The 12,827-nt window shown below is 66.9% G+C and carries 12 protein-coding genes; 6 read left to right on the forward strand and 6 right to left on the reverse strand.

Features of this window, described 5'->3' with window-relative positions; translation table 11 throughout:
* Positions 1-29 precede the first annotated feature (29 nt).
* Together NDO75_RS21000 and hisF are read right to left on the reverse strand one after the other, a co-directional pair.
* Complete coding sequence (locus NDO75_RS21000) at positions 30-896, reverse strand: hypothetical protein (protein WP_310908573.1); 867 nt, start codon at positions 894-896, stop codon at positions 30-32.
* A gap of 97 nt (positions 897-993) precedes the next feature.
* Positions 994-1,809 (reverse strand): imidazole glycerol phosphate synthase subunit HisF, encoded by an 816-nt coding sequence (gene hisF, locus NDO75_RS21005; protein ID WP_310908574.1) that lies wholly within the window; start codon positions 1,807-1,809, stop codon positions 994-996.
* 140 nt (positions 1,810-1,949) lie between these two features.
* Here hisF and NDO75_RS21010 point away from each other — a divergent pair, with 140 nt between their 5' ends.
* A complete protein-coding gene (locus NDO75_RS21010) occupies positions 1,950-2,138 on the forward strand; it encodes a hypothetical protein (protein ID WP_310908575.1) in 189 nt (62 codons plus the stop codon).
* A 1-nt stretch (position 2,139) separates the two neighbouring features.
* Here the strand turns inward: NDO75_RS21010 and NDO75_RS21015 are convergent, their stop codons facing one another.
* Complete coding sequence (locus tag NDO75_RS21015) at positions 2,140-2,370, reverse strand: ribbon-helix-helix domain-containing protein (protein ID WP_007142632.1); 231 nt, start codon at positions 2,368-2,370, stop codon at positions 2,140-2,142.
* Between the two features lie 166 nt (positions 2,371-2,536).
* Positions 2,537-2,836 carry a hypothetical protein gene (locus NDO75_RS21020; protein WP_310908576.1) on the reverse strand — a complete coding sequence of 100 codons (300 nt, stop codon included), beginning with the start codon at positions 2,834-2,836 and terminating at the stop codon, positions 2,537-2,539.
* 224 nt (positions 2,837-3,060) lie between these two features.
* Between NDO75_RS21020 and NDO75_RS21025 the strand changes: the two genes are divergently transcribed.
* Genes NDO75_RS21025 through menD form a run of 3 tightly spaced genes read left to right on the forward strand, consistent with a single transcriptional unit; the run spans position 3,061 to position 6,923 of the window.
* Positions 3,061-3,657, forward strand: a complete 597-nt coding sequence (locus NDO75_RS21025) for a sulfite oxidase-like oxidoreductase (RefSeq protein ID WP_310908577.1) — start codon at positions 3,061-3,063, stop codon at positions 3,655-3,657.
* A 54-nt stretch (positions 3,658-3,711) separates the two neighbouring features.
* Positions 3,712-5,070: an isochorismate synthase gene (locus NDO75_RS21030; RefSeq protein WP_310908578.1), complete on the forward strand. Its 1,359-nt coding sequence runs from the start codon at positions 3,712-3,714 to the stop codon at positions 5,068-5,070.
* Positions 5,067-6,923 (forward strand): 2-succinyl-5-enolpyruvyl-6-hydroxy-3-cyclohexene-1-carboxylic-acid synthase, encoded by a 1,857-nt coding sequence (menD, locus tag NDO75_RS21035; RefSeq protein ID WP_310908579.1) that lies wholly within the window; start codon positions 5,067-5,069, stop codon positions 6,921-6,923. The genes NDO75_RS21030 and menD overlap by 4 nt, the downstream gene beginning before the upstream one ends.
* 150 nt (positions 6,924-7,073) lie before the next feature.
* On the opposite strand, the gene NDO75_RS21040 is transcribed toward menD, so the two are convergent.
* Positions 7,074-8,039: a DnaJ domain-containing protein gene (locus tag NDO75_RS21040; RefSeq protein ID WP_310908580.1), complete on the reverse strand. Its 966-nt coding sequence runs from the start codon at positions 8,037-8,039 to the stop codon at positions 7,074-7,076.
* 328 nt (positions 8,040-8,367) lie between these two features.
* A complete protein-coding gene (locus NDO75_RS21045; RefSeq protein ID WP_310908581.1) occupies positions 8,368-9,126 on the reverse strand; it encodes a helix-turn-helix domain-containing protein in 759 nt (252 codons plus the stop codon).
* 138 nt (positions 9,127-9,264) lie between these two features.
* Here NDO75_RS21045 and NDO75_RS21050 point away from each other — a divergent pair, with 138 nt between their 5' ends.
* Complete coding sequence (locus tag NDO75_RS21050) at positions 9,265-11,826, forward strand: MMPL family transporter (RefSeq protein ID WP_310908582.1); 2,562 nt, start codon at positions 9,265-9,267, stop codon at positions 11,824-11,826.
* 96 nt (positions 11,827-11,922) lie between these two features.
* The gene (locus NDO75_RS21055; RefSeq protein WP_310908583.1) at positions 11,923-12,813 is read left to right on the forward strand and encodes a 1,4-dihydroxy-2-naphthoyl-CoA synthase; all 891 of its coding nucleotides are present in this window, start codon (positions 11,923-11,925) and stop codon (positions 12,811-12,813) included.
* Positions 12,814-12,827 lie beyond the last annotated feature (14 nt).

Below are 12,827 nucleotides of genomic sequence, written 5' to 3' on the forward strand. Positions count from 1 at the left end.
ACCATCTCGATTAGCCGACACAGCGCCGGCTAGCACGTCGCGTAGAAGACGTAGATATCGCCGTTCGGCGCGACGTGAATATCCAATCCTTCGGCGTCGAATCCGGTTTGGACCTCCGTCCCGAACCGCGAGGAGAGAAGTCCCTCGGCGACGTCCGCCGCGAGTGCCGACTCGTTTTCGTACGAGTCGATCGACGGTCCGGAAAGGACCAGCGGGGCGCCGACGGGCCTCGCGTCGCCGCAGTCGTGATCGAACTCGTCGGCAGGGACGGCGTCGGGCTCCGCGTCGGCGAACTCGACTGCGACGAATCCGCGGTTCTGGTACTCCGCGTACGCGCCGAGCCCCTCGTCGTACCGTCGGCTCTCGGAGGCGTTGCGTTCCGCCTCGAGGCCCTCGTGAACCAGCTCCTCGGTCGCCTCGAGGTCGATTCCAGCGGCCTCGGTCCCGTTGCCGGGCGCATCGGGCGGTGGCGGCGACGACGGCCCGATTCCCGGCAGCACCGTCGGCGGGATGATTCCGGTCGCGAACAGAACGACGAGCACCGCGACCGCGGCGAGGATCGGCAGATAGGGTTTCGCCACCTCGAGCCAGCCCGGGACGGACAGATCGCGCTCGAGGCCGTCGTAGCTCCGTTCGACTCGCTCGAGATCGGGATTGCCACAGCGGGCACATGGGGGCGTGTTCCGGACGTGTTCCCGGCCGCAGTTCGAACAGGCCCAGACGTACTCCGGACCGGTGTCGACGGTTCCGGACGGAATCGGCTCCCGGTCTGGCTCGCGCTCGCCGCCGTCGGTCGCCAGAACGACGGCCCGCTCGAGGGCGTCGTGGCCACAGTCGTCACAGGGAGGGTCGCGTTCCGCGTCGGGCGTTCCACACCGCGTACACCGCCATCTCACTCTCGAAGGTCGAGGACCGCGTCGGTAAAAGGCTGCTGGACGGGGAACTCCGTGTGATCCGGCAGAAACGGGAGAACGAGCCGCCGGTATCTGCGCCTCAGAGACGGACCGGCACGCCGTGCTCGTCGAGGTACGCTTTCGTCTCCTCGATCGAGTACTCGTCGAAGTGGAAGATCGAGGCCGCGAGACCGGCGTCGGCGCCGGCCTCGGTGAACACGTCGTACATGTCCTCGGGTCCGCCACAGCCCGAGGAGGCGATTACCGGCGTATCGACGGTGTCGCAGACGGCCTTCGTCAGCGGGAGGTCGTAGCCGTCTTTCGTCCCGTCCTTGTCGATCGAGTTGACGAACAGTTCGCCCGCGCCGCGGGCCTCGGCCTCGGCGGCCCACTCGAGGACGTCGATGCCGGTCCCCTCGCGGCCGCCCTTCTTCGTGCACTCGAACCAGCAGGACTCGCCGTCTACCTCGACGAAGTGTTCGCCCTGCTCGTCGAAGCGCCGCCGGGCGTCGACGCTGATGACGATACACTGGCTGCCGAAGGCCTTCGCGCCCTCGTTGACGAGTTCGGGGCGCTCGAGCGCGCCGGTGGTGATCGAGACCTTGTCCGCGCCGGCCCGGAGGGTCTCCTTGATGTCCTCGGTGGTGCGGATGCCGCCGCCCACAGTGAGGGGAATGAAGATCTCGTCGGCGACGCGTTCGACTACGTCGAGCATGGTCTCACGACCGTCTGCGGAGGCGGTAATGTCGAGGAAGACGAACTCGTCGGCACCCGCTCGATTGTACGCTTTGGCCATCTCGACCGGATCGCCGGTGTATTTCAGATCCTCGAAATTGACGCCGGTGTAGACCGCCGGGTTCCCGTCTTCGTCCAGATCCACGTCGATACACGGGATGACTCGCTTTGTCAGTACCATGTGGTTGCTATCGAACGGTTCGCACCGCGGGTAGTAAAGGCGTCTGGATCGGGCCGTGTCTGCCGCACGTCCGGCATCACCGGCCGCGTGACCGAGTCAGTGTAGGTGGTGTTAAGTGCGGGAGTCGAAAACGAACGAGCATGGCAGACGACACCGAGACAGCCGACGGTGACGATACGGGAGCCGACGTCGGACACGATCTCGAGGCCGAGCGCACGACTGCACCGATGAGCGAGTTCTCGTCGCGGGCGGTACTGATCGGCGTACTCGTCGCCCTTGTCGGCGTGGCGGTCGCCTTCGGAATCCCTCTCCTGACGATCGGCGTGTAAGTTAGAAGACGTACTCGTCGTCGTGGCCCATCATCCCGTCGTCTTCGAGGCCGGTTCCGCCACCGGTGGCTCCCTCCTCCTCGTCCATCGGTCCGCTTGTCTTGTAGGCCTTGATCCCCGTCGAAAGGAGATCCTCGATCGCCTCCTCGCGGTTGACGAACTCGCCGCGCTCGACCATCTGGGCGATCTGCATCTCGAGGTGTTCCGGTATGGTGATCTCTACTTTCGGCATCTGATTCGGCTTTCGGCGAGGGGGTATTTAGGTTTGACGGGGACTCAACACGGAGCGCAACGAACCGTTCAGTCAACCGAAACAATCGGCGACCGTCGTGCGAAAATCGAAGGCCGAAACGCCGCGCAGGACCCGGAGCGGATTCGTCGTCGTGGTCGCAGTCTGCCTATCGATTACCCATTACCGAATCGAACGCGTTTTTCAGCGTCGTGCCGGGCTGGGTGATCGTGTTGAGCTGCCTGCGGATCTTCCGCTGGTTGAAGTAACTCGCGAACGCGAGGATTGTCGGGGGCCAGAGACCGACGAACGTTCCGAGTTGGCGTTCACCGCGAACGAAGTAGTAATACAGCGAGAGGCCGACCGAGGCGGCCGATGCGACGACCGCGGGGCCCATCGCCTGATCCCCCATCTCTTCTGGTTCCTGTTCAGTGATTTCGCGTTCCGTTAGCTGTTGTCTGCTCGCCATGCAACGGGAGAGTCGGGGAGACTGTACTAAGAGATGACGAGGGTTTCACTGGAAACTACCCGATACGCTACCGAACTGACCGTTTCGATAGCGACGCAGTCGTCCTAATCTCTGCTTTCCACGCCGGAACGCGTATCGAGGTGATGAACCGACGCGAACTCGCCGAAGCGATACCCGTCGGCCGACGGCGTCACATCTACGGTGATCGGCGCGTAGGAACGCGTATGGAGACAACGGACGTGACGGACCTCTATCGGGAGTTCGGTGACGAGCGATTGCCGCCGGGACAGCGCGAGACCGCCGAGTTTCCGGTCCTCTCGAAAAGCGGGACGCCGTCCTGGGACTCGGACACGTGGGAGTTTACGGTCACCGGGGCAGTCGACGAGGAGTTGTCGTTCTCGTGGGACGAGTTCCGCGACCTGCCCAGCGTGACCCAGCGACAGGATTTCCACTGCGTCACCGGTTGGAGCAAGTTCGACTGCGAGTTCACGGGCGTTCCGTTCCCCGAACTGGCCGAGCGCGCCGGGGTCCACGACGACGCGGTCCACGTCATGTTCTCAGCGCTGGACGACTACACGACGGACCTGCCGCTCGAGGACTGCTTGCGCGACGAAGTCCTGTTCGCCTACGAGTTCGACGGCGAGCCCCTGCCCGAGGATCACGGCGGTCCGCTCCGGGTGGTCACGCCTCACAAGTACGCCTACAAGGGCGCGAAGTGGGTCGACGGCGTCGAGTTCCTCACCGAGTCCGAACGGGGGTACTGGGAGCGGCGGGGCTACTCCCGGACGGCCAACCCGTGGGAAGAAGAGCGATATAGCTAGCTGCCGTTCAGCGAATAGTTAGGCTGAAGGCGTGGCGGTCCTGACGTGGGGTCGATGGATCGATCGTCGGGCGAGAGTCGGCTTGCTGGCGGCACGTCCTCGGCGGGCCGACCCGCCGAACTGGTCAGTCGCAGTCGCGAACTCGAGCACGTCGCCGTCAGGACCCTTCTCGAGGACGACACCGAGCCACGCGTCCAGTGGGCCGCGCCCGACGGTGTCGAGATTGTCGGCCGGGGCGTCGCCGCCCGCGTTCGGGCGGCCGGTCCCGACCGATTCGAACTGATTCGAACGCAGGCGAGTCGGCTGTTCGCCGGGCTCGCACACGATGGCCCCGAACAGGCCCGTCCGCGGGCCTTCGGCGGCTTCTCGTTTCACGACGGCCACGATCCAGGAGGACCGTGGACTGGCTTTCCCGCTGCGTCTTTCGTCATCCCGCGGGTACTGGTCAGCAGAACCGACGACGGCACGTGGCTGACGACCGTCGCGGACCGAGCGGACGACGCCGAGGACCGCCTCGAGCGCTGGCACGAGCGGTTGACGGCGTCGACGACGGAATCGAACGGCGACCCGAAGGCGAGCGACTCGACTCCAGGGGTCCGCTCGACGACCGGCACGACCTCGCCCGAGGAGTGGACCCGACAGGTCGAGCGCGCACTCGAGCGGATCGACGCCGGCAGCCTGACGAAGGTCGTCCTCGCACAGGCGCTCTCGGTCGATCTCGAGGGAGCGGTCGACGTGCCGGCGACGCTCGAGCGGCTGGGCCGGCGGTATCCGAACTGTTATCGGTTCCTGGTCGGCCACGAGGACGGCGGAACGTTCTTCGGCGCACCCCCGGAACGGCTGGTATCGAAACGCGGTGACCAGGTCGAAACGGAGGCGCTCGCCGGCTCGGTGGCGCGCGGTGAAACCCCCGACGAGGACGAAGCGTACGCCGAGCGGATGCGGGCCGACGCGAAGCTCGGACACGAGCACGGGCTCGTCGTCGACGCCATCCGGGAGCAACTCGCCCCCCTCGCACGCGAACTCACTATTCGTGAGCGAACGGTCCGCCGGTTGGCGACGATCCAGCACCTGCAGACGCCGATCGAGGCGCTACTCGAGGGCGATCGCCACGTCCTCGAGATCGTCGAGGCGCTCCATCCCACGCCCGCCGTCGGCGGTGTGCCGCCGGACGCGGCCTGGGAGACGATCCGCGACACGGAGACGTTCGACCGCGGGTGGTACGCCGCGCCGATCGGGTGGTTCGACGCCGCCGGCGACGGCGAGTTCGCGGTGGGCATCCGGTCGGGCGTTGCGACCGACGGGTCGGTCACGCTCTTTGCGGGCAACGGAATCGTCGCCGACAGCGACCCGGACGAGGAGTGGGACGAAGTACAGCTGAAGTTCCGACCGATTCTGGACGAACTCAGATGACCGCACCGAACCGTGCGACCCTGTGGGGTCGCGTTCTCGTCGACGAACTCGCGAAAAGCGGACTCGAGGCCGTCTGTATCGCCCCCGGCAGCCGGTCGACGCCGCTGACGGTCGCGTTCGCCGAGCATCCAGCGGTCGACGTCTACTCGCATCTCGACGAGCGCTCCGCGGCCTACTTCGCGCTCGGTCGCGCCCGCCGGACCGGCGAGCCGACGGCGCTGGTCTGTACCTCCGGGACGGCGGCGGCGAACTTCCATCCGGCCGTGATGGAGGCCGATCAGGCACGGGTTCCGCTGCTGGTTCTCACCGCCGACCGCCCGCCGGAACTCCGGGACAGCGGCGCGAACCAGACCGTCGACCAGGTCAAACTCTACGGCGACGCGGTTCGGTGGTACGCCGAACTGCCCGAACCCGAGCCCGACGAGCGGAAGGTGCGGAGCCTTCGGACGACCGCCGCGCGTGCGCTCTCCGAAACGACCGGCGTCCGGCCGGGTCCCGTCCACCTGAACTGTCCGTTTCGCAAGCCCCTCGAGCCGATCGAAGTGCCCGACGACGTACCCGATTCGTTCGCCGAATCGACGGCCGGGGCGGGGCGAGACGGGCCGTTCGTGCAAATCGCCGACGGGACGCGAACGCTCGACGACGCCGAACACCGATCCCTTCTGCGCGCGCTCGAGACCGCGGATCGACCGCTGGTCGTCGCCGGGCCCGCGGATCCCGGTGCGCTTTCGACGCTCGAGCCGGCGGCCGTGACCGAGCTCGCAGACCGGCTCGGCGCGCCGGTCCTCGCGGACCCGCTGTCGGGGCTTCGGTTCGGGCCGCACGTCGGCTGCGGGGACGCAGACGAGGAACCAGCGAAAAGCGACGCCTCGCGGTCGATCTACGGCGGCTACGACGCCTACGTCTCGGCGCTCCCGCACCCGGACGTCGTCCTCAGATTCGGTGCCTCGCCCACCTCGAAGCCGCTCAGCCACTGGCTCCGGGACGCCGACGCCCGGCAGTTCCTGATCGACCCCGCGGGCGCGTGGCGCGAGGCGACGTTCACCGCGACCGACCTGCTGGCCGCGGATCCCGGTGCCGTCGTCGACGGGCTGCTCGAGGCGCTCGCCGACGGCGATGCGGAGAGCGCCGATGCCCACCCGCGAGCGACGACAGCCGACGGGTGGCGCGACCGGTTCGACGCGGCCGAACGCCGTCACTGGGCCGTCCGCGACGAGGCCGTCACCGCGGACGCGCTCGAGGAGGCGCCGTTCGAAGGGGCGGTGCTCTCGTCGGTGTTCTCGAACGCGCCGGACCCGGCGACGGTGTTCGTCTCGAACAGCATGCCGATCCGGGACGCCGACCGATTCGGACGGCCGCGTAGCGCCGATCTCACCGTCCTCGCGAACCGCGGCGCGAGCGGTATCGACGGCATCTCGAGCACCGCACTCGGGGCCGGCAGCGCGACCGACGATCCGCTCGTGCTGGTGACCGGCGATCTGGCGTTCTACCACGACTCGAACGGACTGCTCGCCGTCGACCGCTGTGATGTCGATGCCACGATCGTCCTGCTCGACAACGACGGCGGCGGCATCTTCCACAAGTTGCCGATCGAGTCGTTCAATCCACCTTTTACCGACCAGTTCAAGACGCCTCACGGCCTCGAGTTCGACGACCTCGCGGCGTTCTACGACCTCGAGTTCGAGTCCGTCGAGACGGCCGAGTTCGACGCTGCATATCGGCGCTCGCTCGAGCGGGCCGGCACCCAGATTCTCGCCGTCGAGTTCGACTCGGCCGAGAGTCACCGACGGCGCGAGGTCCTCGAGCAACGAGTCGACGACGCGGTCGCGAGCGTGCTCGATGACTCGTCGTAGTACGAAAAGGGAGTCGCGGGTCCGATTCGACACCGGCCCGTAGCGTCGTCGTTCGGACACCGTAGCGTCGTCGTTCGGACACCGTCACGTCTCATCCGTCAGCATCGCTCGCGTCCGCCGCCTCGAGCGACTGCCGATACGGCACGACGGTCACGGGCGCAACGTCCACCACAGCGCGACGGCGTAACCGAGCGGTACCCAGGCGAACGCGAGCGCGAGCACCCCCGACAGGGACGCCGGTTCGGCGAGCGAGAAACCGACGATCGCGACCGGAAAGAGAACGCTCCAGGCGCCGAACACGGCTATCGCGATCCGTGGCATTGTCAGCAAGTAACCGACCAGCACGAGGGTACACGCGGCGACGATGGCGTTGACGGGGACCGAAAACAGCGGCGTGAGGCTCGCGCCGACGAACAGCGGATAGCAGAACACGATGGCCGCGACCGTGATCGCCGTCGTTCGATCGATCGGCGTCCCTTCCCACTCGAGGTCCACGTCGCCGTCCCAGTCGTGGACCGAGTACTGAAACCCGTCGCCGCTCTCCCCGATCGAGTGGTCGGTTTCGCCGGCTCCCCCTGTCGGCTGCGAACTCGAGGTCCCACCGGCGACTCGCTCGTCGCCGAACGGCCACTCACCCGCCGCCCGCCGCTGTTTCCGCCTGTGTTGTCGTCGAGCGCGCTGGCGAGCGTGATGGCTGGGTCCCGGATCGCTACTGTCTGTGGACCTGTCCCGTGCCTGCCTCGCTCGCTCGCGCGTCCGATCTGTGGTCTCGGTACCAGTAGTTTCCGAACCGGTCGAGTTCGTTTCCCCGGTTCCTCGACTGGGCGTCGACGACGATGCGTCCGCGTCGTCTTCGCCGCTCGAGTCACCGTCGGCCGTCCATTCCTGGGCGAGTCCGACGTACGCCTCGTGGCCGAGCCGGTCGTAGCGGGCCCGTTCCGCGCCGTCTGTGAGGACCGACCGCGCGGTAGTGACCCGTTTGAACTGCTCGGCTGCGTCGGGGGCGTCGGAGTGGTCCGGATGGGTCTCGAGGACGCGGTCGCGGTAGGCCGACTCGATATCGTCCTGGGTCGCGTCCCGCTCGACCCCCAGCACGTCGTAGTACGTCTCGCCCATCGCGTGGGCGGTTGGACGGCCGGGTAAAAAATCACTCGGGCTAGACGACTGTCAGCCGCCGATACCAGTCACCTCGAGTACACGTACGAGCGAGACTGAGACGCATCACCGACAGATAAACTATAGAGTGCTATAGCAAATTCGGCAGTCACGGTAGGCGACGACGACCGATTCAGCCGACGCGAATCGACCGATTTCGACGGGCTCGAGGCTGAGCGTCCCGAAATGGTGGCAGCCCTTCGATACTGTTCGTTCTGGCTTCTGAAGAAGTGAGACGCATCCGGCCGAAACGGATGTTCGTGAATCGGGCCCCGACCGCCGGCCAGCGTTACGGATTCCGATCCCGGCCGGATTCGATCCCGGACTGCATGAATTGCGCGAGAATGCGACCGATACTGCTGCCCGCGGTCCACATCGCTTCCTCGTCGACGGTCTCGTCGTCGGTCGCGACCGACAGCAGGACCGTCTCCTCGTCTACCATGAGCGCGCGCCCCGCGAAATCGGCCGGGTTGTCCTCGTCCATCACGATCACGGTGATCGAACTACCGTCGAAGCGGTCGCGTTCCGATTCCTCGGCCGTCACGACGGTCACGAACACTCCCTGTGTGGCCCGGTCGCGAAGCGCCGCCTCGATCCGGTCGGACAGGGAGTCTCCCTCGGGCGCGACGAACACGACGCTCGAGTCGGCGGTCCCGATCAGTTCCGCGATCCGATCGTCGATCGGCTGGCGGCCGCGAAGCGTCGAGACGGAGCCGTCGTCCTCCCGCCCGGGGGATTCCGTTCGCAGTTCGGCGAGGTTGTCGAAGGCGCGCTCCCGTTCGCGCTCGAGGCGATTCGTCAACTGTTCGCGAGCGGCGGCGAGACTCACCGGCCGATACTGCTTCGGTGACGATTCGATGACTTCGACGAGGCCGCGCTCGACGAGGTCGTCGGCCGCGCCGTAGACCTGCGAGCGGGGAACTTCGGAGACATCGCTGACCTCCTGAGCGGTCCCCGTCCCGAGTCGCTGAAGGGCGACGAAAACACGCGCCTGATAGTTCGGCAATCCGAGTCGTTTCAGCGCCGCGACCGCGTCTTGTGTGCTCATAGATAGCTCGGGATCGGAACCTCGGTTCGGTCTGTCGGCTCTTCGACCGGCGGGGGTATCAGTAGCGGGGATTTCCGCCGATACGTATTTAGTAGAATTCTACAACACTTATGTCCACTGGCCCGGAACGGACCGGTAATGAACCCTGCCGAGCGGTACGCGGCGTTCGTGACTGCCCACAGCAAAACCGTCATCGCAGTGGTGCTGGTGCTGACGCTGGTCGTCGGAAGCGGGGCGGGAAGCGTCGATTCGGGCCTGTCGATCGCGGGTTTCGACAGCGACTCGACGGAGGCCGAAAAGTACGACGCGATTCAGGAGAACTTCACGACCGAGGGTGAGAACACGACCGTCGTCCAGGTCGTCGTCAGGGGCGACAACGTCCTCTCGAAGGAATCGCTCCTCGAGACGTTGCGGTTTCAGCGGGCCGTCGCGGACGATTCCGAGGTGAACGCGACGTTGCGGGAGCGCCAGTCGATGGTCGGCCTCTCGAACGTCGTCGCGACGACGGCGATCCGGCAATCGCAGGGCAGGAACGAAACCGGTGGCGGGCAGGCGAGCGCTGGCCCCGGTTCGGCGACGCCCACGCTGTCCGCGCAGATCTCGCAACTCGAGTCGATGTCGGAAAGCGAGGTCGAGGCGACCGTCGAGCGGGTGCTGGCACCCGACTCGACCGTCGCTGGACCGGTCGACCCCTACTCGCTGTTGCCGACCGACTACGAATCGGGGTCGACGACCGCATCGGGGCGCGTTCTGTTCGTGTTTCAGGAGACGAGCGACGCGACCGGTGACGACCTCCCGCCGGCCGTCGTCGACGCCCAACTCGAGATGCAGGAGCTGTCTGCCGACGGTATCTCGTCCGACAGTTTCGTCTTCGGTGCCGGGATCGTCGACGAGGAGAGCACGCAGGCGACCGGAGAGAGCTTTGCGATCATTTCACCGATCGCGCTCCTGCTGATCCTCGGTGCGCTCGGGATCGCCTATCGCGACGTTTTCGACGTCGTGCTCGGACTGCTCGGCGTCGGACTCGTCCTCGCGTGGATGGCCGGCTTCATGGGCTGGGCCGGGATCGGCGTCACGCAGATCCTGATCGCCGTCCCGTTCCTGCTGATCGGGCTCTCGATCGACTACGCGCTCCACGTCGTGATGCGGTATCGGGAAGCTCAACTCGACGATCCCGACGCGTCGCTGCGAGAGGCGATGACTCGCGGCCTCGCCGGCGTCGTCGTCGCCATCGGCGCGGCCACGTTCACGACGGCCGTGGGCTTCCTCTCGAACGCTGTCAGCCCGCTCGCGTCGATTCGGGAGTTCGGCATCGTCAGCGCCGTCGGCATCGGCGCGGCGTTCCTCGTCTTCGGCCTCCTGCTCCCGGCGCTGAAACTCGAGGTCGACGGGCTGCTCGAGCGGTTCGGATTCGCTCGACGGACGCGCGCGTTCGGCCGCGGCGGCGCGGCGGGACGCCTCCTCGGTGTCGGTGCGGACATCGCCGAGCGGGCGCCGTACGTCGTCATCGCCATCGCCCTCGTCCTGAGCGCGGCGGGCGGTGCCGCCGCGACCGACATCGATACGTCGCTCGACCAGACCGACTTCCTCCCGCGGGATTCACCGGCCTGGATGGACTCGTTGCCGGAATCGTTCCAGCCGAGCGACTACGAGCTCCGGGCGAACGCCGAGTACATCAACGCGAACTTCGCCCAGGCGCGCGATCGATCGCGCGCCGAGTTCCTGATCGAAGGGCCGGTTACCGATCCCGACACGCTCGAGCGGGTCGCGGCCGGCAGAGAGGACTCGCGAAACACGTCTTCGGCGGTGGTGCTGGCCGACGGGACGCTCCAGGTGGCCGGGCCGCTCGAGACGATCGAGTCGGTCGCGGCCACCAACGAGACGGTCGCCGCCATGGTCGCCGAGGCCGACACGGACGGCGACGGGGTTCCCGACGAGAACCTGACCGCGATCTACGACGCCGTCTACGCGGCCGATCCCGCCGCGGCCGAGGCCACGATCCACCGCGAGGACGGGGAATACCGGTCGCTCCGGCTCTCGGTGGGGCTGTCCGGTTCGGCGGACACCGGGACCGTCACCGAAGAGATGCGCGCGGTCGCGACGACGATCGAGGGCGGGACCGAGCTGACGGTGACGGCGACCGGTCAACCGATCATCGAGGAACTCGTCCAGCGAGGGCTGCTCTCGACGCTGGTAAACGGGTTCCTCATCACGTTCGGGGTGATCATCGCCTTCCTGACGGCGATCTTCTGGCTCCGCTATCGAACGGTGACGCTCGGCGGGGTCGTGCTGGCGCCCGTCGTGCTCGCGCAGGCGTGGCTGTTCGGGACGATGTACCTCGCGGGGATCCCCTTCACTTCGGAGACGGCCATCATCGCGGCGATCGGCATCGGGATCGGCGTCGACTACGCCATTCACATCGGCGAGCGGTTCATCGAGGAGTACCGCGGCGATAGCATCGCGGCGCTCCGGCGGACCGTTCGCGGAACCGGCGGTGCGTTGCTCGCCAGCGCCGCGACGACCGCGGCGGGCTTCGGGGTCCTCGTGTTCGCACTCGTCCCGTCGCTCCAGCGCTTTGGCTTCGTTACGGGCGTCGCGATCGGCTACGCGTTCCTCGCGAGCGTCCTCGTCCTGCCGAGCCTGCTCGCGGTCTGGGTTCGGCTCACCGGTTACGACGGGACCGAAGCGGCCCCCGCCTGACCGACGCTGTGCGCAAGACGAGAGGTCGGTTGCCGTCGCCTCCGCCTCGCTCGAGACGCGAATCTATTTCAGCCGCGGCCGACGACACTCGAGCAAATGGTTTCGGAACTCTTCGACGCCGAGCAGTGGGAACCCGCAGCACTGAACGACGAGTTCAGGGACGTTACGTACCACCGGGCGGTCGACTCGGGCACGGTCCGGATCGCGTTCGACCGTCCCGACGTGCGCAACGCCTTTCGGCCGGGAACGGTCGACGAACTCTACGACGCGCTGGATCACGCCAAACGCCAGACCGACGTGGGCTGTATCCTGCTTACGGGGAACGGCCCGTCGACGAAGGACGGCGGCTGGGCGTTCTGTTCCGGCGGTGATCAGACGATCCGCGGCGAAGATGGCTACCAGTACGAGGGCGACGAAGAGCGCGCGTCCGAACAAGGGCGACTGCACATCCTCGAGGTCCAGCGCCTGATCCGACACATCCCGAAGGTGGTCGTCTGCGTGGTGCCGGGCTGGGCCGTCGGCGGCGGCCACTCGCTGCACGTCGTCTGCGACCTGACACTCGCGAGCGAAGAGCACGCGAAATTCCTCCAGACCGACCCCGACGTGGCCAGCTACGACGCCGGCTTCGGCTCGGCCTACCTCGCCAAGCAGATCGGCCAGAAGAAGGCCCGCGAGGTGTTCTTCCTCGGAAAGACCTACGACGCCGAGGAGGCCGCGGAGATGGGCATGGTCAACGAAGCGGTGCCCCACGAGGAGTTAGAGGAGACCGCCCTCGAGTGGGGCCGGCGGATCAACTCCAAGAGCCCGACGGCGATGCGGATGCTCAAGTACGCGTTCAACATGACCGACGACGGCATGGTCGGCCAGCAGGTGTTCGCCGGCGAGGCCACGCGGCTGGGGTACATGACCGACGAAGCGAAAGAGGGACGAGACGCGTTCGTCGAGGGCCGCGACCCCGACTTCGACGATTACCCCTGGCACTACTGAGCGACCGAACCGCG

It is taken from the genome of Natrinema sp. 1APR25-10V2, from assembly GCF_031626495.1.
In the GTDB taxonomy this organism is placed as follows: Archaea; Halobacteriota; Halobacteria; order Halobacteriales; family Natrialbaceae; genus Natrinema.